19 protein-coding genes and 1 riboswitch are annotated in these 23,410 nt (G+C 67.5%); of the genes, 5 read left to right on the top strand and 14 right to left on the bottom strand.

Translation table 11 applies throughout. The annotated features are described in order from the left end of the window. Positions 1-209: 209 nt before the first annotated feature. Together trxA and V5F84_RS19720 are read left to right on the top strand one after the other, a co-directional pair. A complete protein-coding gene (trxA, locus tag V5F84_RS19725) occupies positions 210-1,139 on the top strand; it encodes a thioredoxin (protein WP_394042027.1) in 930 nt (309 codons plus the stop codon). A 9-nt stretch (positions 1,140-1,148) separates the two neighbouring features. Further along, a complete protein-coding gene (locus V5F84_RS19720; protein ID WP_394042029.1) occupies positions 1,149-1,820 on the top strand; it encodes an LON peptidase substrate-binding domain-containing protein in 672 nt (223 codons plus the stop codon). 22 nt (positions 1,821-1,842) lie between these two features. Here the strand turns inward: V5F84_RS19720 and V5F84_RS19715 are convergent, their stop codons facing one another. Then, positions 1,843-2,187, bottom strand: coding sequence for a hypothetical protein (locus V5F84_RS19715; protein WP_394042031.1), 345 nt, complete (start codon positions 2,185-2,187; stop codon positions 1,843-1,845). Here V5F84_RS19715 and V5F84_RS19710 point away from each other — a divergent pair. The 3 genes from V5F84_RS19710 to V5F84_RS19700 all read left to right on the top strand — a co-directional run bounded on the left by V5F84_RS19710 (position 2,186) and on the right by V5F84_RS19700 (position 5,565). Continuing rightward, a complete protein-coding gene (locus V5F84_RS19710) occupies positions 2,186-3,235 on the top strand; it encodes an RluA family pseudouridine synthase (protein ID WP_394042032.1) in 1,050 nt (349 codons plus the stop codon). The two genes, V5F84_RS19715 and V5F84_RS19710, sit on opposite strands and share 2 nt — an antisense overlap. Positions 3,236-3,353: 118 nt before the next feature. Next, positions 3,354-4,253 carry an RNA polymerase sigma factor RpoH gene (rpoH, locus tag V5F84_RS19705; protein ID WP_394042033.1) on the top strand — a complete coding sequence of 300 codons (900 nt, stop codon included), beginning with the start codon at positions 3,354-3,356 and terminating at the stop codon, positions 4,251-4,253. A 160-nt stretch (positions 4,254-4,413) separates the two neighbouring features. After that, on the top strand, positions 4,414-5,565 hold the full coding sequence (locus V5F84_RS19700) for an extensin-like domain-containing protein (protein WP_394042035.1): 1,152 nt from the start codon (positions 4,414-4,416) through the stop codon (positions 5,563-5,565). Positions 5,566-5,619: 54 nt separating this feature from the next. Here V5F84_RS19700 and V5F84_RS19695 read toward each other — a convergent pair whose 3' ends face one another. From V5F84_RS19695 to V5F84_RS19635, 13 genes are all read right to left on the bottom strand, one after another. Continuing rightward, complete coding sequence (locus tag V5F84_RS19695) at positions 5,620-7,281, bottom strand: L-lactate permease (protein WP_394042036.1); 1,662 nt, start codon at positions 7,279-7,281, stop codon at positions 5,620-5,622. A 434-nt stretch (positions 7,282-7,715) separates the two neighbouring features. Continuing rightward, on the bottom strand, positions 7,716-9,281 hold the full coding sequence (gene gcvPB, locus V5F84_RS19690) for an aminomethyl-transferring glycine dehydrogenase subunit GcvPB (RefSeq protein WP_394042038.1): 1,566 nt from the start codon (positions 9,279-9,281) through the stop codon (positions 7,716-7,718). A 205-nt stretch (positions 9,282-9,486) separates the two neighbouring features. After that, complete coding sequence (gene gcvPA, locus V5F84_RS19685) at positions 9,487-10,830, bottom strand: aminomethyl-transferring glycine dehydrogenase subunit GcvPA (RefSeq protein ID WP_394042039.1); 1,344 nt, start codon at positions 10,828-10,830, stop codon at positions 9,487-9,489. A gap of 72 nt (positions 10,831-10,902) precedes the next feature. Next, entirely contained in the window at positions 10,903-11,280 is a 378-nt protein-coding gene (gene gcvH / locus V5F84_RS19680; RefSeq protein ID WP_394042040.1) for a glycine cleavage system protein GcvH, read from the bottom strand. 3 nt (positions 11,281-11,283) lie between these two features. Then, on the bottom strand, positions 11,284-12,441 hold the full coding sequence (gene gcvT, locus V5F84_RS19675; RefSeq protein WP_394042041.1) for a glycine cleavage system aminomethyltransferase GcvT: 1,158 nt from the start codon (positions 12,439-12,441) through the stop codon (positions 11,284-11,286). Positions 12,442-12,615: 174 nt separating this feature from the next. Beyond that, positions 12,616-12,715: riboswitch (glycine riboswitch) on the bottom strand. Between the two features lie 74 nt (positions 12,716-12,789). Then, positions 12,790-13,563 carry a hypothetical protein gene (locus V5F84_RS19670; protein ID WP_394042042.1) on the bottom strand — a complete coding sequence of 258 codons (774 nt, stop codon included), beginning with the start codon at positions 13,561-13,563 and terminating at the stop codon, positions 12,790-12,792. A 188-nt stretch (positions 13,564-13,751) separates the two neighbouring features. Beyond that, positions 13,752-15,104, bottom strand: coding sequence for a M16 family metallopeptidase (locus tag V5F84_RS19665; protein ID WP_394042043.1), 1,353 nt, complete (start codon positions 15,102-15,104; stop codon positions 13,752-13,754). Continuing rightward, entirely contained in the window at positions 15,101-16,468 is a 1,368-nt protein-coding gene (locus V5F84_RS19660; protein ID WP_394042044.1) for a M16 family metallopeptidase, read from the bottom strand. The genes V5F84_RS19665 and V5F84_RS19660 overlap by 4 nt, the downstream gene beginning before the upstream one ends. Before the next feature lie 222 nt (positions 16,469-16,690). Beyond that, on the bottom strand, positions 16,691-17,326 hold the full coding sequence (locus tag V5F84_RS19655) for a hypothetical protein (protein ID WP_394042045.1): 636 nt from the start codon (positions 17,324-17,326) through the stop codon (positions 16,691-16,693). Between the two features lie 73 nt (positions 17,327-17,399). After that, positions 17,400-17,909 carry a signal peptidase II gene (gene lspA, locus V5F84_RS19650; RefSeq protein ID WP_394042046.1) on the bottom strand — a complete coding sequence of 170 codons (510 nt, stop codon included), beginning with the start codon at positions 17,907-17,909 and terminating at the stop codon, positions 17,400-17,402. Then, positions 17,906-20,950 (bottom strand): isoleucine--tRNA ligase, encoded by a 3,045-nt coding sequence (gene ileS / locus V5F84_RS19645; RefSeq protein WP_394042047.1) that lies wholly within the window; start codon positions 20,948-20,950, stop codon positions 17,906-17,908. The genes lspA and ileS overlap by 4 nt, the downstream gene beginning before the upstream one ends. A 506-nt stretch (positions 20,951-21,456) precedes the next feature. Next, complete coding sequence (locus V5F84_RS19640) at positions 21,457-22,944, bottom strand: ammonium transporter (protein ID WP_394042048.1); 1,488 nt, start codon at positions 22,942-22,944, stop codon at positions 21,457-21,459. Positions 22,945-22,972: 28 nt separating this feature from the next. Next, positions 22,973-23,311, bottom strand: a complete 339-nt coding sequence (locus V5F84_RS19635) for a P-II family nitrogen regulator (RefSeq protein ID WP_348844448.1) — start codon at positions 23,309-23,311, stop codon at positions 22,973-22,975. Between the last annotated feature and the right edge of the window lie 99 nt (positions 23,312-23,410).

Genomic DNA, 23,410 nt, shown 5'->3' with positions numbered 1-23,410 from the left:
TGCCTCCCGCCGGGACTTGCGGCCGCGATGATCCACAGCCTGGAGGTGTGCTCCTGCCCCTGGGGAGGGGCGCCGGGCGTTTTGGCGGTCGCGAGCATGGCGGTGTGCGGGATTTGCGGCTAGAAGCTCAGCGGATGCGATTGCGTCGCGCGCCGGAACGCCCATCTAAGGGCCGAGCGAGACCCAGAAGAGTTTTCGAGGACAGGCACATGCTGTTCAATCAAGCAGGCGCAGCCAATGATGCGGCCACTGGCGCCTTGGGCGCCGGCGACGACCTGGTGACCGAGACCACCACCCAGACCTTCATGGCGGACGTGATCGAGGAATCGAAGCGCCGCCCGGTGCTGGTGGATTTCTGGGCGCCGTGGTGCGGACCCTGCAAGACCCTCGGCCCGATCATCGAGAAATCGGTGAAGGCCGCCAAGGGCAAGGTCAAGCTGGTCAAGATGAATATCGACGACCACCCGGCGGTCGCCGGGAAGCTCGGCATCAAGTCCATTCCCACCGTCTATGCCTTCGTCAACGGCCAGCCGGTGGACGGCTTCATGGGCGCGCTCCCAGAAGGCCAGGTGAAATCCTTCATCGAGCGCCTCCTGGGCGGCGCGGTGAACCCCGATGCCGCCGAGCTGCTCGCCGCCGGCGAAGCGGCGCTGGCCGAGGGTGATGCCGCGGGCGCGGCGGAGGTGTTCGCCCATGTGCTTTCCGAAGAGCCCGAGAATTTGAAGGCGCTCGGCGGCTTCGTGCGCGCACAGGTGCTGGCCGGCGCCCTGGAAGAGGCGAAGGCGACGCTTGCGAGCGTTCCTGCCGCCCAGCAGGGCGACAGCGCCATCACCGCCGCACGGGCCGCGCTCGATCTGGCGGAGCAGGCGGCGTCCCTCGGCGATGCCGCCCCGCTGGAAGCCAGGGTCAATGCCGACCCCGCCGACCATCAGGCGCGGTTCGACCTTGCCATCGCGCTCAACGCCAAGGGCATGCGCGATCAGGCGCTCGCGCATCTGCTGGAAATCGTCAAGCGCGACCGCGCCTGGAACGAGGACGGCGCGCGCAAGCAATTGGTGCAGTTCTTCGAGGCCTGGGGACCGACGGATCCGCTGACGGTTTCCGGCCGCAGGAAGCTTTCCGCGATTCTGTTCGCTTAAGGGACGCGCGTGGCCAAGCATCGCTCCTATCATTCGCCGACGGATCTGCCGGCGACCTTGCCGGTGTTCCCGCTCGCGGGCGCGCTGCTGCTGCCGCGTGCCGAGCTGCCGCTCAACATTTTCGAGCCGCGCTATCTGGAAATGATCGACGATGCGCTCGCGGGCGAGCGGCTGATCGCCATGGTCCAGCCCGACGAGAGCAAGCCGGAAGGGCCGCATGGACCGGTGCTGTTCCAGGTGGGCTGCATCGGCCGCATCACCCAGTTCAGCGAGACCGGGGACGGGCGCTATCTCATCACCCTGTCGGGCGTGTGCCGGTTCAAGGTGGGCGCGGACCTCGACGTCGCAACGCCGTACCGGCAGATCACCATCGACGCGACCTCCTATGCGCATGATTTCCAGGAAAGCGCGGGCGAGGACGAGGTGGACCGCACCGCGCTGCTCGCGGCGCTCGCCGCATTCCTGGAGGCAAACCAACTGGAAGCCGATTGGGACGGCATCCAGCAGGCCGGCACGGAGACGCTGGTGAACGCGCTTTCGGTGATGTCGCCTTATGGCGCGCTTGAGAAACAGGCGCTGCTGGAAGCGCAGGACCTGAAGGCGCGGGCGGAGATGCTAGTCGCCATCACCCAGATGATGCTGGCCCGCATGCCTGGAGACGGCGAGGCGCCGCTCCAGTAAGGTATGCCGGCGAACCCTCCGGCTAGGGTTCGACCGCGAAGCGCAGCCGGCCCGCCGGGGCCAGGGTGTCGAGGTCGAAGGTGCGCACCTCGACCGCGCCGCCCACGTCCAGCGTCACCACCAGAAGCTTGTCCGCCACCGCCGTGGAGACGATGCGCGCGCCTTTCGGCAGGGCGGCGGTGATATCGCTGGCCTTCTGGCCCTTGGCGCGCAACATGCGATAGCCGATGACGCCGAAGACGGATGCGACCCCGAGCATCATGATGAGGCCGGACACCAGGGAAAAGCGCCGCACTTTTTTCAGCACGCGCTCCTGGGCGGGTGAGAGTTCCTCTTGAGGTTCGGGATCGGGTGAAGTGAAAACCATGAACAAGCCTGACTGGGTGGATGAAGACGCCGTTCTCGAGGTGCTGGACGAGGCTTCCGAAGGCGAGATCGACCATGAGGTCGTCGTACCTGCGGAAGACGCGGACGCGCGCATCGACCGCGTGCTCGCCGCCCGGCTCGACGGGCTGAGCCGGACCCGCATCCAGCGCCTCGTGGCGGAAGGGCGCGTGACCAACGGCGGCCGAGTGGTAGGAGACGTTTCCGAGCGGGTCAATGCCGGCGATGTCCTGCGCCTGCGCGTGCCGGCCCCGGAACCCGCCGAACCGGTGCCCGAGGCGATGGATCTCTCCATCGCCTATGAGGACGATCATCTGATCGTCGTGGACAAGCCGGCGGGGCTGGTGGTGCATCCTGCGCCGGGCCATTGGTCCGGCACGCTGGTGAATGGCCTGCTGCATCATTGCGGCACCAGCCTGTCAGGCATCGGGGGCGTGCGCCGGCCCGGCATCGTGCATCGGCTGGACAAGGACACCTCCGGCCTGCTGGTGGTGGCGAAGAACGACGCCGCCCACGCGGCGCTTTCCGCCCAGTTCGCCGATCACGGCCGCACCGGCCCGCTGGACCGCGCCTATCTCGCCTTTGTCTGGGGCGTTCCCGCCCAGCGCGGAACGGTGAACGCGCCCATCGACCGACACCCCTCCAGCCGCCAGAAAATGGCGGTGCGTACCGGTGGACGCGAGGCCGTGACCCATTGGGAGGTGCGGGAGACGTTCCTGGATAACGCTGGAGCGCCGGTGGCGAGCCTCGTGGAATGCCAGCTGGAGACCGGGCGCACCCACCAGATCCGGGTTCACATGGCCCATGTCGGGCACCCGCTGCTGGGCGACGAGGTCTATGGCCAGGGCTTCCGCACCAAGGCGGCGCGGCTGTCGCCGGACACGCGCGCGGCGCTGCTTGCCCTCGACCGGCAGGCGCTGCATGCCACGCGGCTTGGCTTTGCCCATCCGGTCGGCGGGGAGACGCTGACCTTCGACAGCCCGCTTCCATCCGAATTGGCACTGCTTTTGGAAAAGCTCTCGGGCTCGTGACGGGATCGAAGCTAGCCGGAGGGCGTTAGTGCCTATATGGTTCGCGGTTGCGGTCGGCGAAAGCGGCCGCGCATGTGGTCGCTTGCGCTTGAGGGCCACGACATCAAGGAGGCCGCCTATGGCCCGGTCACAACATGTGCCCATTCCCTCGGCTGAGGGGGGGCTGACACGCTATCTCGAGGAAATCCGCCGGTTCCCCATGCTGGAGCCGCAGCAGGAATACATGCTTGCCAAAAGCTGGCGCGAGCATGGAGATCGCGATGCCGCCCACAAGCTGGTGACCAGCCATCTGCGCCTCGTGGCGAAGATCGCCATGGGCTACCGGGGCTATGGCCTGCCCATATCCGAAGTGATTTCCGAAGGCAATGTCGGCCTCATGCAGGCGGTGAAGCGGTTCGAGCCCGAAAAGGGCTTCCGCCTCGCCACCTATGCCATGTGGTGGATCCGCGCCTCGATCCAGGAATATATCCTGCGCTCGTGGAGCCTCGTGAAGATGGGCACCACGGCGGCGCAGAAGAAGCTGTTCTTCAACCTGCGCAAGGCCAAGAGCCAGATTTCCGCCCTGGAAGAGGGCGATCTGCGTCCCGACCAGGTGCAGCAGATCGCCACCAAGCTCGGCGTCACCGAGCAGGACGTGGTGGACATGAACCGCCGCCTCTCGGGCGATGCCTCCCTCAACGCGCCGTTGCGCGAGGAAGGGGAGGGCGGCGGCGAATGGCAGGACTGGCTGGTGGACGACCACCTGGACCAGGAAAGCGTGTTCGCCGAGAGCGAGGAGATGGAGAACCGGCGCGGGGCCCTCGCCGGCGCGCTGAGCGTGCTCAACGACCGCGAGCGCCGCATCTTCGAGGCGCGCCGCCTCTCCGAGGACCCGGTGACCCTGGAGGAACTCGCCGCCGAGTTCGGCGTCTCGCGCGAGCGGGTGCGCCAGATCGAGGTGCGGGCGTTCGAGAAGGTGCAGAAGGCGGTGGTGGATCGCGTCCGCGCCCTGGAAGAGCCCGAGGTCGAGACCGCCTGAGGGCGTCCGTGCCGCGGCACGCCGCGACCGAGATCCTATCGTGATGGCCGGGCTTGCCCGGCCATCTTCGTTTCGGCGTTGCGTCCGAGGCCTGGAGCAAAGCGCGCCGTCTGCCGCCCCTTTAACCTGATCTCAACCGGCCGCTGCGCATCATGCCCCCATGACGCGCGGCGTATTCAGGTATCTCGTAGCCCCGCTCGTCTGCGTGGGGCTCCTGTCGGGCTGTCGTTTCGATCTGTTCGACCGACGGGAGCCCTGGCGCGCCGAGGCGGAGGAGAAGTGCCTCGCCGAAAAGGGCGCGGTGCCATCCCCCTTCCTCGAGCCCATGTCGGAGATCGACGGGGCGGGCGCCTGCGGCATGGATCACCCGTTCCGGGTTTCCGGCCTCGAGGACGGCGCGGTCTCCGTGGAGCCCAAGGCGACGCTCGCCTGCCCCATGATCCGCGATCTCAATCTTTGGCTTGCCGAAGTGGTGCAGCCGGCGGCGGTGGCCTGGCTCGGCCAGCCGGTGGTGGGCATCCGCCAGATGTCGTCTTATTCCTGCCGCGGCATGAACGGGCAGGTGGGGGCGAAGATCTCCGAGCACGCCTTCGGCAATGCGCTCGACGTGGGTGCCTTCGTCTTTGCCGACGGGCGCGAGATCACGGTCAAGAACGGCTGGAAGGGGCCCCAGGAGGCGCGCGGCTTCCTGCTTCAGGTGCAGGCGGGCGCCTGCGAGGTGTTCACCACCGTCCTCGCCCCGGGCTCGAACGTGTTTCACTACGACCATATTCATGTGGACTTGATGCGGCGCAACAATCCGCGCCTGATCTGCAAGCCCGCGCCCCGGCCCATGGCACCGCCGCCGCTCATGGTTTCGGCGCCGCAGCCGCCGATTCAATTCGGCGGGCGCTCCGAAGGCCAGCCCGTGGGCGGGCCGGCGCCCCAGGTTCCGCAGGCCGCGCGCCTTCCCGGTGAGCCCATGAGCATCGTGCCCCCCGGCAATGCGCCGCCGCTGCCGGAACGCGCGCCGCCCGGCTATGGGCAATCCCAGCCCGCCGGCCATGGCCAATCCCCGGCCTATGGCCAGCAGCCTTATGGCGCCCCGCCGCCGGGCTATCCCCCTTACGGCGATCCGGTGCAGCGGGTGCAGCCGCCCGGCGGCGTCTATCAGCCCAATTCGCTGCGGCCGCCCGGCCCCATGTCCTATGGGCCGGCGGGCGCCGGTGAGCCGCAGGTGACGGGCTCGGTTGCGAACCGCAAATATTATTCCCCGACCCTGCCGCAGGCCTCCACCATTCCGTTGCCCCAGGCGCGCCCGGGCGAGGATTGATCGGGGACCCCTGCACGGATGGGACGCCCGGCGCGACCGCCGGGCGCCGTCGTGTCAGTGGATGACCATCGCGGTGAACGGCCACACATAGGCCTGCAGCATCACGAAGCCGCCGACGAGGCAGGCCAGCGCGATCGAGTGCCAGAACACGAACCGCAGGATCGTGCCTTCGTGGCCGAACCAGTTGGTGGCCGTGGACGCCACCACGATGGACTGTGCGTCGATCATCTTGCCCATGACGCCGCCGGAGGAATTGGCGGCGCCCATCAGGATCGGGCTGAGGCCCAATTGCTCGGCGGTGATCTTCTGCAAGCCGCCGAACAGGACGTTGGAGGCGGTATCCGATCCCGTCAGCGCGACGCCGAGCCAGCCGAGCAAGGTGCCGAAGAAGGGATAGAGGAAGCCCGCATGGGCAAAGGCCAGGCCCAGGGTCGCGTCGAGGCCCGAATAGCGCGTCAGGGTGCCGATGGCGAGCATGGCGGCGATGGTGAGCAGCGACTTGCGCACCACCCAGATGGTTTCGGCATAAGCCGTCACCATCCGCACCGGCGAAAACTTCATGAAGGCGGCGGCGATGAGCGCGGCGATCAGGATGCCGGTGCCGGTATAGGAGAGATAAGTGAAGGCGAATACCGCGCCTTCCGCCGCCGGCTTGGCGACCACCGGCGGGACCTTCTGCACCATGTTGTGCAGCCCGGTGACCGGTACGTTGATGGTGAAGATGGGATTGACGAGGGCCTTGAACCAGCCCGTGCCCCACAGCCCCACCACCAGGGAGAGGATGAACCACGGCACCCAGGACCAGATGACTTCGGCGCGGCTCGCCTGCGGGCGCGGCGGCGGCGGGGGCGGCATGGTATCGGCGCTGGTGTCGTGGGTGCGCAGCTTCGGCGACAGCCACAGTTCCTTCGGCTGCCACACCTGCAGAAAGGCGACGAGGCACCCCATGGAGATGATGGAGGCGCCGATGTCGACGATCCAGGGATTGATGAAATTGGAGATGAGATATTGCGGCACGGCGAACGAGACGCCGGTGACCAGGATCGCCGGCCAGATCTGCCACATCCCCTTGCGCCCGGCGAATACCCAGATGAGCCAGAACGGCACGATGAGGGAAAAGAAGGGCAGTTGCCGCCCCACCATGGCGCCGAGCAGATAGGGATCGAGCCCGGTGACGGAGGCCAGGCCCTGGATCGGCGTTCCAAGCGCGCCATAGGCGACCGGCGCGGTATTGGCGATCAGCGAGAGTCCCGAGGCGGCCAGCGGAGAAAAGCCGAGGCCGATCAGCAGCGCGCCCGTGACCGCGACCGGGGTGCCAAAGCCCGACGCGCCCTCGAAGAAGGCGCCGAAGGCAAAGGCGATCAGCAGCAATTGCAGGCGCCGGTCCTGCGTGATGCCGCCGATGGATTGCTGGAGAATTTCGAACCACCCTTTCTCGACCGTGAGGCGATAAAGGAAAATGACGTTCAGAATGATCCAGCCGATGGGGAAAAAGCCGGTGACGACGCCGAGGAGCGTCGCGCGGATGGCAAGATCCGCCGGCATGGTGAAGGCGAAAATGGAAATCGCAAGCGCCACGAGAAGGGCGAGCACTGCGGCAATGTGTGCGGATACTTTGCCGGAGGCAATCAATACCAGAAGTGTAACGACGGGGATCGCCGCAGCGAGAGTCGACAGCACTGCACTGCCGAACGGGTCATAGACCTGATTCCACATTACATCGCTCCCTAGAGCCGTTTTATTTTTTGCTTCAGGTGCTGGTTGTCCAGCCCCCGCTATTGCGAGGCGACATCTTGCGTATGTCAATGGTGAAACTCTAGGGAATCAGCATTCGTCGCCTTCAACCTAGGCATTGGCGTCGAATTGGCGGCGCGATTTGGAACGACATGATTCCAAAGTCTATATTACGTAACGTAATATACGCAGAGACTCGTGTGATTACCTAACGGCATCATGCCGGCCGCGCGGGCGTTGGCATTTGCCCCGTCCGCCCCTCGGCATCGCCGCCGGGCTTCGCCAGCAGTCCCTACGCGCGGGCGCCCTGAAAATGCCGAAGCCGTCGTCGCGGGGCGAACGACGGCTTCGGGCCGCTTGCATATTTTCCGTTGGCCTGGCTGCGTCACCCGCGGGCATGCGGCCGGGAGAAGGGCTTACTCCGCCGCGGCGGCGATCGCCTGGGGCTTCACCCAGCGCAGAACCGGAGCACGGGCGGCCCGCGTCTCGTCCAGCCGGCGGCGCGGGGCATAATGGGGCGCGCCGAGGAAGCGCTCCTTTTCCCCCGCCTTCGCCGCCAGCGCCAGATCCCGCAGGGTGGCGATGAACAGATCCAGCGAGGCCTTGGATTCGCTCTCTGTCGGCTCGATCAGCATGGCGCCGTGCACCACCAAAGGAAAATACACCGTCATGGGGTGGTAGCCTTCGTCGATCAGCGCCTTGGCGACATCGAGCGTGGAGAGGCCGGTGCCCTCCAGCCAGGCATCGTCGAACAGCGCCTCGTGCATCGCCGGGCGCGTGGCGAAGGGCGCGCTCATCACGTCCTGGAGGCTGGCGCGAATGTAATTGGCGGAGAGCACCGCGTCCTCCGCCGCCTGCCGCATGCCGTCGGCGCCGTGGGAGAGCATCCAGGACAGCGCCCGCACGAACATGCCCATCTGCCCATGGAACGCGCTCATGCGGCCGAGCGCCTGTTCCGCGCCGGCCTGTCCCTGTTGCTCCACGAGGCGCAAACCCTCGCCGTCCGCGACCAGCGCGGGGGCGGGGGCGAACGGCGCAAGCGCCTTTGACAGCACCACCGGCCCCGCGCCCGGCCCGCCGCCGCCGTGGGGGGTGGAGAAGGTCTTGTGCAGATTGATGTGCATGGCGTCGACGCCGAGGTCGCCGACCCGCACCTTCCCCAGGATCGCGTTGAAATTCGCGCCGTCGGCATAGAAATAGGCGCCCACCGCATGCACCGCTTCCGCGATTCCCACCACGTCCGGCTCGAACAGGCCGCAGGTGTTGGGATTGGTGAGCATGATGGCGGCGACGTCTTCCGAGAGCGCCTTCTTCACTTCCTCCACGTCCACCGTGCCGTCGGCCCGGGCGGGAATGGATTTCACCTGATAGCCGAGCAGGGCCGCGGTGGCGGGATTGGTGCCGTGGGCGCTTTCCGGCACCAGCACGATGGTGGGCTTGCGGCCCTTGGCTTCATGGGCGGCCTTGATGGCCATCATGCCGCACAATTCCCCATGGGCGCCGGCCTTGGGAGTGAGGGCCACCGCATCCATGCCGGTGAGGGTGAGCAGATAGCGCGAAAGCTCGCCCATCAGGCCCAAGGCGCCCTGCACGGTGGACACCGGCTGCAGGGGATGGATATCGGCGAATCCGGCCAGGCGCGCCATGCGCTCGTTGAGGCGGGGATTGTGCTTCATGGTGCAGGAGCCGAGCGGGAACAGCCCGCTGTCGATCCCGTAGTTCATGCGCGAGAGCCGCACATAATGGCGCATGGCCTCCGGTTCGCTCAGGCCGGGCAGGCCGAGCGGGGCCTTGCGCTCCAGCCCGCCGAGGCGCGGCGCGAAGCCGGCCGGCTCGTCCAGATCGACGCCGGTGACGTCCTGCCGGCCGATCTCGAACAGCAGGCCCTCTTCCAGGTCCAGCGCCCGGTTGCCGGTGAAGGTGGCGGGGCGGAGTTCGCTCGCCGATTGGGGCGCCGTCGCGCCGCGTCCTTCGCGATTCATGAGCGGATCTCCTGGGAGAGGAAAGAGCGAGCGGCTTTCGGCAAGAAGACGGCCGTTCCCTCTCCCGCTTGCGGGGGAGGGCTAGGGAGGGGGAAAAGATCCGGCATCGAAATATTGAAGAGAGGCTTGGCGTCACGGGCCCCCTCCCCAACCCTCCCCCGCAAGCGGGAGAGGGGGAGCAGGGCGCTGGCGGTAAGGGGCGCGTTCATGCCAGCACCTCCTTCAGCGCGGCCGCATAGGAGGCGCGGTCTTCGTCCGTGGATGTTTCGGTGGCGGCCACCAGGATCAAATCGTCAAGGCCCGCATCGGGCGCCAGCCGGGAATAAGGCACGCCGCCGAGAATGCCCTTGGCCGCCAGTTTCTCGATCACCTCGGCGGCGTTGCCCGCGACGCGAATGGTGAATTCGTTGAAGAAGCTCTCGTTCAGCACCGCGACGCCGTCGAGGGCGGCGAGCCGGTCCGCAAGATCGCAGGCGGCGGCGTGATTGATGCGGGCGAGCCGCGTCAGCCCCGCTTCGCCCAGCAGCGACAGGTGAATGGTGAAGGCCAGCGCGCACAGGCCCGAATTGGTGCAGATGTTGGAGGTCGCCTTCTCGCGGCGGATGTGCTGCTCGCGGGTAGACAGCGTCAGCACGAAGCCGCGCCGGCCTTCCGCATCCACCGTCTCGCCGGCGAGGCGGCCCGGCATCTGCCGCACGAATTTCGCCCGGGTGGCGAACAGGCCCACATAGGGCCCGCCGAAGGTGAGGGGATTGCCGATGGACTGGCCTTCCCCCACCACGATGTCCGCCCCCTGCGCGCCCGGCGGCTCGACGAGGCCGAGGGAAACGGCTTCCGTGAACACGGCGATCAGCAGCGCCCCGGCCGCATGGGCCTTTTCGGCGATGGGTTTCAAATCCACCAGATTGCCGAACACGTCCGGGCTCTGCACCACCACGCAGGACACGGTCTCGTCGATGGCGGCCAGCACGTCGTCCGGCCCCGTGGGTTGCGGCGCAAGGCGCAGCAGCGGCACTTCGGCATAGTGGGAGACCGTGGCGATGGTCTGCGCATAATGGGGATGCAGATTGCCCGCCAGCACGGCCTTGCCGCGCTTGGTGACGCGGTGCGCCATCAACACCGCCTCGGCGGCGGCGGTGGAGCCGTCGTACATGGAGGCGTTGGCCACCTCCATGCCGGTGAGCTCCGCCACCTGGGTCTGGAACTCGAACAGATATTGCAGCGTGCCCTGGGCGATCTCGGGCTGGTAGGGCGTGTAAGAGGTGAGGAATTCCGAGCGCTGGATCAGATGGTCCACGCTCGCCGGCACATGGTGGCGATAGGCGCCGGCGCCGACGAAGAACGGCACCGAGCCCGCCGGCACGTTGCGTGCGGCAAGTCGGGAGAGCGCGCGCTCGACCTCCATCTCGCCCTTGCGATGGGGCAGGTCGGGAAGGTCCGCGAGGATCTTGTCGGCGGGAATATCGGCGAACAGGGCGTCCACCGACGGCGCGCCGATGCGCGCGAGCATTTCGATGCGGTCTTCGGGGGTGAGGGGCAGATAGCGCATGATGCGTTTACCTCGGCGACCTGCGGTACCACCCTTTCCGGCGGCCCCGCATGCGGTCGGCTCGTTCGTGTGTCAGCTCAGCGTTTCGACGAAGGCGGCATAGGCGGCCGCATCCATGAGGCCGTCCAGCTCGGCGGGATCCGAGAGCTTCAGCTTCACGAACCAGCCCTTGCCCTCGGCATCCTCGTTGACCGCGCCGGGCGTCGCTTCCAGGTCCGGGTTGATTTCGACCACTTCGCCGGAGACCGGGGCATACACCTCGCTCGCCGCCTTCACGCTCTCGACCACGGCGGCTTCCGCCCCCTGCTTCACGGTCTTGCCGACCTCCGGAAGCTCCACGAAGACCACGTCGCCGAGCTGGCTCTGGGCATAATCGGAAATGCCGATGACGGCGACATCGCCGTCGATGCGGACATATTCATGATCCTTGGTGTAGCGCACGTCGCTCATGGGTCAGGCCCCCTTCTGTTCGGCTTTACGGACGTAGCGCTGGGCCACGAACGGGAATGTGACGACGGTTGCGGGCAAAGCCTTGCCGCGCACGAGAATGTCGAGGACCGTGCCCGGCGCGGCGAGCGCCGGCGGCACATAGCCCATGGCGATGGGCGCGTTGAGGGTGGGGGCGAAGCCGCCCGACGTGACCGTGCCGACCACGGTTCCATCCTTGGCGATCTCGGCGCCCTCGCGCGCCGGCGCCCGCCCTTCGAGGCGCAGGCCGATTCGCATGCGCGCCGGGCCTTCGGCCAGCTCGCGCTGGATGCGGCCGGCGCCCGGGAAGCCGCCGCCCTCGCGCCGCCGCTTCTGGATCGACCAGACCAAGGCGGCCTCGACCGGAGAGGTGGTGGGGTCGATGTCGTGCCCATAGAGGCACAAGCCCGCCTCCAGCCGCAGCGAATCGCGCGCGCCGAGGCCGATGGGCTTCACCTCCGGCTCGGCGAGCAGCGTGTTCCAGACCGTGACGGCCGAGCCTTCGGGGATGGAGATTTCAAACCCGTCCTCGCCAGTATAGCCGGAGCGGGAGACATGGACGGGAATGCCGTCGAAGGTCGCGGGGCCGGCGGCCATGAAGTCCAGCGCCGCGCCTTCGGGGGCATGGCGCGCTAGCACGGCGGCGGCCTGCGGACCCTGGAGCGCGAGGAGGGCACGATCGTCCAGCCGTTCCAGCCTCACGTCTGCTGGCAGCCGGGCGGCGATATGGGCGTAGTCGGCTTCCTTCCCGGCGGCATTCACCACCAGCAGCAAGGTGCCGTCCTCTTCCGGCGCGCCGGGGCGGGTGACCATGAGGTCGTCGAGGATGCCGCCGTCGTCCGCCAAGAGCTGGGAATAGCGCTGCCGGCCGGGTTTGAGATTGAGGATGTCGGCGGGAATCAGGGCTTCGAGCGCGGCGGCCGTGGTCGCGTGGTCCGGGCCGACAAGCTTGGCCTGGCCCATGTGGGACACGTCGAACAGGCCGGCATGGGTGCGGGTCCATCCGTGCTCGGCGAGGATGCCGTCGCGATATTGCACCGGCATGTCGTAGCCGGCGAATGGCACGAGGCGGGCGCCAAGCGCCGCATGGGCGCCGTGCAAGGGCGTTTTCAGAAGGGGGAGATCGGTCTCGGGATGTGACATTCCGGTTCCTGGGGGCGCGCCAAAATCATCGGGTCTTTCGACCCGAGCGGCGCCCCCTCTGTCACCGGAACCTGAGAGATTTGACCGCGCCCGGTGGAACGGGCACGGCTTACGCCTTCGGTGAGCCACCCGCATGAGCCCTGAGGGTCACGCCGCGGCTGCTTTCCAGAGTGTCGTCCCCCTGCGGTCCTTTTGCCTGAGCGGTTCCGGGGCGGTTGCGCCTTCGGCGCCGGCCATCATCCGGAGATGGGCCGGTCTCTCCCGCAGGGATCTTCCGAGCGACCGCTCCGAGGAACGGCCGCCGTCACCATAGACAAACGCGCCGCAGGGTCAATGCGGCGCTTTTCGTCATTGCGCGGGCGCCGGGCCGAAGGTCGCCGGGGCGGGTCCGAAGGTGGGCGCCGGGCCGAAGGTGTTCGGGTCGGCCGCCGGCGCGGCGGGCTTGCTCGCCGCCGGCTTGGCAGCGGCGGGAGCGGCAGCCGCCGGAGCGGGCGTCGCCGCCGGAGCCGTGGCATCGGCAGCGGGCGCGGCGGGACGGGGCCGGGCCGGCCGCGGCCGCGCCGGGGTTTCGCCCTTGGGGTCGAAGCCCACGTAGATCACATATTTTTCCATCGCCGCCGGGGTCGTGACCGGGAACGAGATGGTGTCCTCGACCACCGTGAAGGTGGTCTGGGTTTCGCCCTGGGGGATGTTCAGCGGCACCACGAAGAATTTGGTGGTGATGGTCTTGGGCGAGGGGCCTTCCTGCACCACGGCGATGCGGATCGGCACATTGAGCGCGCCGGGGGTGCCCTTGTCGCCGAGCAGGACCCGCCCGTCGAGGCCGACCTTCACCGTCATCACGCCGTTGGCGATATTGCACTCGCGGGCCAGCTGGCCGAGCGAACCCTGGTATTTCAGGCCGCCGCCGGGAGCGGGCACCTGCCAGGCGGAGGCGCCGGAGCGCACGTCCACGCGCGGGCATTCGAACTCGACCGCATCGGGGCCGGAGCCCACGGTCATATTATTGGTGGGCTGGGCCGCGCCGACCCCGCCCGCCGCCGCGGCCGGGTCCACATTCACGCCGGGCGCGCCAAACGTTCCCTGCGAGTTGCCCGCGCACCCTGCAAGGGTGATGGCCATGGCTGCCCCGGCCAACACACGCATAGGCAGAGCAGCGTCTAAAGCAAAACGCATGAGGAAACTCCAAAAACCTCCGCAAGACGCGTATGTATAACAGAAGGTTAAAGCGCAGGGGGAGGGGGGACCTGCGCCTTGAGCCTGTCCTTGGGGAGGTATCTGACTCTATGGTTACCGGCGGCGCGCGCCGCTCAGTTCCCCACCACCCCCGCGGGACGGCCGGCGACCACCACCAGCGCCTTGCGCGCGCCCGCCAGGCGCTGCGAGACACGGCGCAGATCCTCCAGGCTCACCGCCTCGATCAGCGCGTTGCGGCGATCGATATAATCCATGCCGAGCTTGTCGATCTGGATCTGGAGCAATTGCCCGGCGATCTTCGAGGAGGTGTCGAAGCGCAGCGCATAGCTTCCGGTCAGGTAGCTCTTGGCTTCGTCCAGCTCCGCCTGGGTCGGGCCCTTGTCGAGGATCTGCTGGAATTCCTCGTTGATGATCTTGATGGATTCACCCGCGCGGTCATTCTTGGTGGCCGTGCCGGCGAACCACAGGCCCACATGCTCCAGCGCCACCTGGTAGGAATAGACCGAGTAGGCGAGCCCGCGCGCTTCGCGCACTTCCTTGAACAGGCGCGAGGAAAACGCGCTGCCGCCGAGGATGTGATTGAGCACATAGGCGGGGATGAAATCCGGGTCCTGCCGCTCCAGCCCGTCGGTACCGATCATGACCACGGACTGGGGGACATCGAGCGGGATCACGTCGGTCTTGCCGAGGCCCTGGGGCTTCACATCGGCAACCGGCGTCAGCTGCGCCGTGGCGGGAAGCGCGCCGAACACGCGGTCCAGCTCGGTGGCGAGTTCCTCTGGCGTGATGTCGCCCACCACCGCCACGCGCAGGTTGGAGCGGGCGAGCGTGCGCTTGGCGAAGCCGGTCAGATCCTCGCGCGTGATATCGGCAACGCTCGCGAGCGTGCCGTCCACCGGGCGGCCATAGGGATGGTTCGGGAAGGCGAGCGCGAACCAGCGCTCGTTGGCGAGCGAATTGGGATCAGTCGAGCGCCGGCGCAGCGAGGCGAGCTGGGCGGTGCGGATGCGTTCCACCGCCTCGGTGTCGAAGCGCGGCTGCGTCACCGACAGGCGCAGCATGTCGAAGGCGGTGTCGCGATTTTCCGAAAGGGTGCGCACCGATCCGCGCACTTCGTCGCGCCCGGCGTCGAAATGCAGTTCGATGGCCTTGTCCGCCAGCGCCTGGTGGAAGCGCTCGGCGTCATATTCGCCTGCGCCCTCGTCGAGCAGCGAGGCCGCGAGGCTGGCGATGCCGGGGCGTTCCGCCGGGTCCTGCGCGGCGCCGCCGAGGAAGGCGAACTCCATGGCGAGCAGCGGCAGAGTGGTGTCGCGCACCAGCCACGCCTCGATGCCGCCGGGGCTGACCACGCGCGTGATCCGCGTGGTCTGGGACTGGGCGGGAACCGCGGAAACAAGGGAGACAGCCATCATCACCAACACAAGAATGCGAGCGCGAAACAGGGAAGCGGCGGGAGATGCGCTCACGAGCGCTTCTCCGGCGCCACGGGCGCGGCCGCGGGGGGCGGCGTCAGATAGCCGGTCACCGCGCGCTTCAGCACCAGATAATGGGCGGCGGCGGCCTGCACGTCCGCCGCGCTCACGCGCTTGATGAGGTCCGGCCAGCGATTGACGTCCTCCACGGAAATGCCGGTAGCCCAGGCGGCGCCATAGATGCGTGCGAGCGTCGCCTGATTGTCGCGGGCATAGATGGCTTCCGCCGTCAGGCGGGTCTTGGCGCGGGCCAGCTCGACGTCGTCCGGCCCATCCTTCGCCATCTTGGCGATCACGCCGTCCATGGCCTGTTCCAGGGTTTCCAGCGTGACGTCCGGGCGGGGCGAGGCGGAAATGCCGAAGCGGGTCTCGTCATAGGCCGTGCTCTGATACCAGGCGCCGGCACCGGCCGCGAGGCCCTGCTCGACCACGAGCTCGCGATAGAGACGGCCGGTCTGCCCGCCGCCGAGGATCTGCGCCAGCACGTCCAGCGCCTCCGCCTCGCCGGGCTTGGCGGTGCGATAGGAGGGCACCAGATAGCTGCGCTGCAGGCTCGGCTGGGCGACGCGGGGGTCGCTCAGCGATACCCGGCGATGGACCTGCGGCTCGGGTTCCTGCGGGCGGTTGCGCGGCGGCGTGTCGGCGCGCGCGACCTTGCCATAGGTCTTTTCCGCCAGCGCACGCACGGCTTCCGGCTCCACATCGCCGGCCACCACCAGCACGGCATTGTTCGGGGCATAGAAGCGGCGATAGAAGGCGAGCGCGTCCTCGCGGTTCAGCTGCTTGATCTCATGCTCCCAGCCAATGATGGGATGCTGGTAGGGATGGTTCACATAGGTCGCGGCCTGGAGCGCCTCGGAGAGGCGGGCGCCGGGGTCGCTGTCGGTGCGCATGCGGCGCTCCTCGAGCACCACGTCGCGCTCGGGCAGCACCACCGCGTCGGAGAGCTTCAGCCCGGTCATGCGGTCGGCCTCGAAGGTCATCACCGTTTCCAGGTGCTCCTTGGCGACGCGCTGGTAATAGGCGGTGTAGTCCTGGGAGGTGAAGGCGTTCTCCTGGCCGCCGAGGCGCGCCACCTCGCCCGAGAATTTGCCGGGGCCGGCTTTCTCGGTGCCCTTGAACATCAGGTGCTCAAGGAAATGGGCGATGCCGGATTTGCCCGCCTGCTCGTCCGCCGAGCCGACCTTGTACCACACCATATGGGTGACCACGGGCGCGCGGTGGTCGGGAATCACCATCACCGTCAGGCCGTTGGCCAGCTGGTATTGGGTGACGTCCGGCCCTGCGGCGGAAGCGGCGTTCAACGTTGCTGCGGCGGTTCCCGCGGCGACCATTGCGATCATTGCCAGGCGTCTCATCTGTTCGTTTCTGCCCTTTTGAGGCATGGGCCGCGCGAAGGGGTGACGGCGCATCGCTTTAAAATAGGAAGCCCGCGGCGCGTCGCCACTGCGGCGGGGCGTGTTTCGCGCACATTCCCGCGCGCGTGCGGCGGCGTTTCGCGCGTGCGGGGTCGTTTCCTCACGCGGATTGGCGTGCCGTGTGGTCCGGTGCCGCGACGGCACAGCCGCGGCTCGAAAGGGTCACTGGCGATCGAACAGCGTCGGGAACTTGAAGGGTTCCGCCTTCTGCTCCACCACCCCATAGGGGGCGTTGGGGGCAGGGGTCTGGTAGCCCGGCGGCGGCTCGGTCAGCTCCTGCCGCTCGGGCTCGCCATTGAAGGTGAGCTTGTCCTTGTCGCCGCCCTGGGGCGAGAACCAGTTCTTGAAGCCGAGTTCGCTCGGCAGCAGCACGTCGCGCTTGGATTCGGCCCCGACCGGCGCGCCATTGGCGACGCTTTGCGTCGGCTTGTGCTTGGCGTTGTTCAATTGCGAGGGCAGCAGAACGCGGCTTGAATCGGTCAGGCCGACCGGCGTCTGGTCCCCCGCCTTGGCCTTGGCCGCGCGAATGACGTCGGGATCCTTCGGCCAGTTGGGATTGACCGCCGCGCCGCCGTCGCGCGGGGTGGGCAAGGTGGCGGTGGCGCTGGGCGGGGGAACCACCAGCGGCGCGCGCTCGCGATATTGGATCTGCGGCTTCTCGTCGTCATTGAGGCCGAGGAAACCGCCGAGCGTGGTCTTGAAGAAGTCGCCGGTATCGCTTTCCTGGGCGGCAGCGAGGTTCGGAGCGGCGAAGAGGGCGGCGAACGGCAGCGCGGCCAGCAGGAGGCCACGCAGCATGAAAGCTGGGTTTCGCCGATTTTCCGTCATTCGCATGGGCCTTTCCCTCGTGCGCCTGCCCCTTCTCGGACATTCAGCCCATACGGCTGGGGTCTGAGGGCGGCATTTTTGAGGCGCGTCCGAAGAAAGCATCATAAAGCAGCACGATCACGCCCACAACGACCGCCACATCCGCCACGTTGAACACGTACCAGTTGAAGCCGAACGCGTGCAGCGACACGAAATCGAACACCGCGCCATAGACCACCCGGTCCGCGGCATTGCCGATGGCGCCGCCGATCAAAAGGCCGAGAGAGAAGGCCTCCAGCTTGCGCGGCGTGCGCGCCAGCCAGACCGCGAACAGCAGAGAGGCGATCACCTTGAACGCCACCAGCACCCAGCGGCCGGTCTCGCCCTGGGGGAACAGGCCGTAGCTGATGCCGCTGTTCCACAGCACCACCAGATTGAGGAACGGCGTCAGTTCCCGCACCCCCTCGGGCCAGCTCTGGGACCAGGCGAGCACCGCCGTCTTGCTGCCCTGGTCGAGCACCAGGACGATCAGCGCCACCAGGACGCCGAGGCGGATGTGGCGCGGGGGGCTCATTCGGCGGCGGCTCGCGCGGCCAGCTCGCGCAGGGCGCGGGCATCGCGCAAGGTGACATCGGGATACTCGGGATCGCTGCCGACCTCCTCCAGCACCTTCCAGGAGCGCGCGCATTTGCGGCCCTGTGCCAGGGCGGGCACCACAGCTACGCCGGGGACCTCATCGAGCATGAAGGCGCCTTCGGGTGGCGCCGCCAGGACGAGGTGCGCGCCCGAGGTGATGCACACTTCCGCCAGATCCACGCCCTCGAGAGCGGCGGCAAGGTCCGGATCGGTCACGAACACCTGCGGCGCGGCTTCGAGCGAGGAGCCGATGCGCTTGGCGGTGCGTTCCACCTCCAGCGCGCCGAGCACGACCCGGCGCACGAGGCGGATCTTCCGCCAGGTTTCCGCGAGCGCCTCATTCTTCCATGCCGCCGGCGTTTCCGGGAAGGTGCGCAGATGCACCGAGCCTTCCGTATCGCCGGTGCGCGCCAGAAAAGCCTCCTCGCAGGTGAAGGGGAGGATGGGGGCGAGCCAGGTGACGATGCGTTCGAACACCTCGTCCAGCACGGTCAGGCAGGCGCGGCGCGTGACCGAGGACAAGGGATCGCAATAAAGCGCGTCCTTGCGCACGTCGAAATAGAAGGCCGACAGCTCGCTGGTCATGAAGGACGTCAGCAAGGCGTGGACCTTTTTGTAATCATAGGCCACGTAGGCGGCGCGGATCTGCCCGTCCAGCTCCTGCAGGCGATGCAGGATTAGCCGCTCCAGGGGCGGCATGTCGGCGAAGGCGACCCGCTCGGCGGCACGGTAATGATGCAGCGATCCCAGCAGCCAGCGCACGGTATTGCGCAGCTTGCGGTACGTGTCGGCGGTCGTCTTCAGGATTTCGGGGCCGATTTTCAGATCGTCGGCATAATCGGAGGCGCACACCCACAGGCGCAGGATGTCGGCACCGGACGCCTTGATCACGTCCTGGGGCGAGACCACATTGCCGAGCGACTTGGACATCTTGTGCCCGTTCTCATCCAGCACGAAGCCGTGGGTGAGCACTGCGTCATAGGGCGGGCGGCCGCGGGTGCCGCAGCTTTCCAGCAGCGAGGAATGGAACCAGCCGCGATGCTGGTCGGACCCTTCCAGATACATCACCCGGTCCGGGCCGTCGGGCGGGCGGTTCGCCTTCAGGTCGGGCCGCACTTCCAGGGTGAAGGCGTGGGTGGAGCCCGAGTCGAACCACACGTCCAGGATATCGTCCACCTTGGCCCAGCCTTCGGACGCGCGATCGCCGAGGAAGCGCTCGCGGGCGCCGTCCTTGTACCAGGCATCGGCGCCTTCCTCCGCGAAGGCGGCGGCGATGCGGGCGTTCACGGCGGCATCCTTGAGGATCTCCACCGAGCCGTCGCCCACTTCCTTCACGAACACGGCGATGGGCACGCCCCAGGCGCGCTGGCGCGAGACCACCCAGTCGGGCCGGCTGGCGATCATGCCGGTGATGCGGTTTTCACCCGCCGCCGGCACCCAATCCACGGTCTTGATGCCGGCGAGCGCACGGGCGCGCAAGGTATCGGGCGCGTTGCCGGGGAGGGTTGCCGGACGTGGTGCCGCCGTGCCGTCCGCAGTGCGGATGTCCTGGTCCATGGCGATGAACCATTGCGGCGTGTTGCGGAAGATCACCGGCTTCTTGGAGCGCCAGGAATGGGGATATTGGTGCTTCAGCCGGCCGCGCGCGAGCAGCTTGCCGGCCGCCACCAAAGCGTCGATGACCGCCTGGTTGGCATCGCCCTTCTCGCCCTTTTCGGTGATGACGCGCTTGCCGGCAAAGCCCGGCGCCTGGTCGGTATAGAAGCTGTCCTCGTCCACCGTATAGGGGATGGCGGGATTGATGCCGCGCTCCTCCAGCCAGCGGCGATGCTGGGTCCAGATCTCGAAATCCTCGCGGCCGTGGCCGGGGGCGGTGTGGACGAAGCCCGTGCCCGCATCGTCGGTGACATGGTCGCCTTCGAGCAGGGGCACTTTGAAGGAATAGCCGAGCGAGGCGAGCGGGTGGGCGGTAACGAGGTTCGCCAGCACGTCCGCCGGCACGTCGCCGAGCCGCGCGAAGCTGGTGACGCGGGCGGCCTTGAACACCTCATCGGCCAGTTTGTCGGCGAGGATCAGCTTGTTGCCCGCCTTCGACCAATTCTCGGCCGGCGCCTCTGTGACCTCATACAAGCCGTAGGAGATGCGCTTCGAGAAGGAGATCGCCCGGTTGCCGGGCATGGTCCACGGGGTGGTGGTCCAGATGACGACAGAGGCGCCGGCGAGGCTATTCGCGGCATTGACCGTCGGTTCTGAGATTCCTGGTCCATGGCGAACAACACGCTGCACCGGAAATTTCACCCACACCGTATCCGACTGGTGGTCGTGATATTCCACTTCCGCCTCGGCGAGCGCGGTCTTCTCCACCACCGACCACATCACCGGCTTGGAGCCGCGATAGAGCAGACCGTTTTCCGCGAACTTGATGATCTCGCGGGCGATCTGCGCCTCGCCGAGAAAGCTCATGGTGGTATAGGGATGGTCCCAGTCGCCCTCGACGCCCAGGCGCTTGAATTCGGTGCGCTGCTCGTTCAGCCAATGCTCGGCATAGGCCCGGCATTCCTGGCGGAAGGCGATCATGGCGGCGCTGTCGGAGAAGTCCGGCTTGGCCTTGCCCTTCTTGCGGTAATTCTCTTCCTCGATCTTCCATTCGATCGGCAGGCCGTGGCAATCCCAGCCCGGCACGTAATTGGAATCGAAGCCCAGCATCTGCTGGGAGCGCGTCACCACGTCCTTCAGGATCTTGTTGAGCGCGTGGCCGATATGGATGTTGCCATTGGCATAGGGTGGGCCGTCGTGCAGCACGAAGCGCGGGCGGCCGCGCCCCTCTTCGCGCAGCCGTTCGCGCAGGCCGATGCGGGCCCAGCGCTCCAGCAGCTCCGGCTCCTTCTTCGGCAGCCCGCCCCGCATGGGGAAGTCGGTCTGCGGCAGGAACAGGGTCGCGGAATAGTCCACGGCGTCGGACGGCGTCTTCTCGGTCATGGGATCGGGCTCGAAAGGGATCTTGGCGGCAGATCGTGACATCGTGTGGCGCACCCCGGCGCAGGGGCGGGGCGGTCGCGGCGAAGGGGCGTGTCCCGGTTGACCCCGCGCGCTCAGGCGCGCTGGCGGGGTGCCGGGCTGGTAATTCGCGCCCGGGCCGGGCGGCGCGCGCCCTGATGTGACGGTGCTTGTGCCATGCAGGGCTTCTAGCAGGCGTCTTCGCGCGGGAAAAGCCCGGATGGCGAGCGGACGCGGCGCCGCGGGCGCCGGGTCCGCCATGCGCAGGGCCGCCGCGCGGCCTGCGAAAAGCGATGAAGCCCCGGCCGTTGTGGCCGAGGCTTCATCTTCCCCTCTTTTTATTCTGGTCGCGGCCGGCCCGCTTGTTCTGGTTTCGGCGGGCCTGCCCCTGGATCGTAATGCGGCGGCGCGCCGCCGGGTGTCGGAAGGATCCGGCCGCCGACCGGCGACCGGAGGAAGCGGGGCGGCGATGCCGCCGCCCCTCAGGCTCAGCTGTGGTAGGCGCGCTCGCCGTGCTCGGTGATGTCGAGACCCTCGCGCTCCTTCTCCACCGGGGCGCGCAGTCCGACCACGGCCTTGATGATGAAGAAGAGGATCGCGGAGCCGACGCCCGACCACACGAGGGTGATGAGCACCGCCTTCACCTGCGCCAGGACCTGGGCGCCCATGACGTATTCGGCAACCGCGCCGGTGGTGTAGTCGAAGATGCCCGTGCCGCCGAGGGCGGGGCTCACGACGATGCCGGTCGCGATGGCGCCGAAGATGCCGCCGATGCAGTGCACGCCGAACACGTCGAGCGAGTCATCGTAGCCGAAGGCGTTCTTCACGGTGGTGCAGAAGAAGAAGCACAGCACGCCGACGATGAGGCCCGAAACCAGCGAGCCCATGATGCCGGCGAAGCCCGCCATCGGGGTGACGGCCACGAGGCCGGCAACCGCGCCGGAGACGACGCCGAGCATGGAGGGCTTACCCTTGGCGAGCCACTCGATGATCATCCAGGAGATCGCGGCCGCGCAGGTGGCGATGAAGGTGTTCATCATGGCCAGAGCGGTGAGGCCGTTGGCTTCCAGGTTGGAGCCGGCGTTGAAGCCGAACCAGCCGACCCACAGGAGGGAGGCGCCGACCATGGTGAGCGTCAGGGAGTGGGGGGAGAAGGCTTCCTTGCCGAAGCCCGTGCGCTTGCCGACGATGAGGCAGCCCACGAAGGCGGCGATACCGGCGTTGATGTGCACCACGGTGCCGCCCGCGAAGTCGATGGCGCCGATCTTGTAGATGTAGCCGGCGTCCGCGAGGACCGCGTCGAGGGCGTCCTGCGCGGCCTGCTTGGCCGGGCCGTCAGCCGCCGCCTTCAGCGCCTTGGCCGCCGCGTCCACCGCGTCCGGGCCGGCCCAGTACCAAACCATGTGGGCGATCGGGAAGTAGATGAACGTGACCCAGAGCGGCACGAACAGCACGATCGCCGAGAACTTCACGCGTTCCGCGAACGCACCGAAGATCAGCGCCGGGGTGATCATGGCGAAGGTCATCTGGAAGGCGACGAACACCAGTTCGGGAATGGCCACGCCGACCGTGAAGGTGGCGCCGGCGGAATCCGTCGTGATGCCCTTCATGAAGGCCTTGGAGAAGCCGCCGACGAAATCGGAGCCGCCGGTGAAGGCCATGGAATAGCCGTACAGGACCCAGATCAGGCCGACGATGCAGACGGTGTAGAACACCTGCATCAGCACCGAGAGCATGTTCTTGCCGCGCACGAGGCCGCCGTAGAACAGGGCGAGGCCGGGGACCGACATCATCAGCACGACCATGGCGGAGACCAGCATCCAGGCCGTGTCGCCCTTATTGATGGTCGGCGCCGCGGCCACCGCCGCCGCGGCGTCGGCCGCCGGCGTGGCTGTCTGCGCAAGCACGGGCATGGCAAGGGCCGCCGCTGCGAGAAGGGTTGGCAGTCCCACGCGGGACCAGGTCTTGAACGTCATGGAATATGGCTCCGTGAATGAGGATTGCTCAGAGGGCGTCGGTGTCGGTCTCGCCGGTGCGGATGCGAACCGCCTGATCGATCTGGAAGACGAAGATCTTCCCGTCGCCGATTTGGCCCGTCTTGGCGGCAGCGGTGATGGCTTCGACCACCTTCGCGACCTGATCGGAGGCGACCGCCACCTCGATCTTCAGCTTGGGGAGAAAGCTCACGGCATATTCGGCGCCGCGATAGATTTCCGTGTGCCCCTTCTGGCGGCCGTAACCCTTGACCTCGGTCACGGTCAGGCCGTGAACGCCGATGCCGGTCAGGGCGTCGCGCACCTCTTCGAGCTTGAACGGCTTAATGATGGCCATCACGATCTTCATGGATCGATCCCTGTCCCTGTCCCCGTGATGCCCTCGCACCGCAAAGCGGAGGGCGCGTTCTTCCGGGCCGGGCCGCGCGTGACGGGGAAAATCCACGCT

Source organism: Roseixanthobacter liquoris (assembly GCF_043195135.2).
GTDB lineage: Bacteria > Pseudomonadota > Alphaproteobacteria > Rhizobiales > Xanthobacteraceae > NCEH01.
Note: the sequence above shows the minus strand (reverse complement) of the source record. Positions and strands in the feature narration are given on the sequence as shown.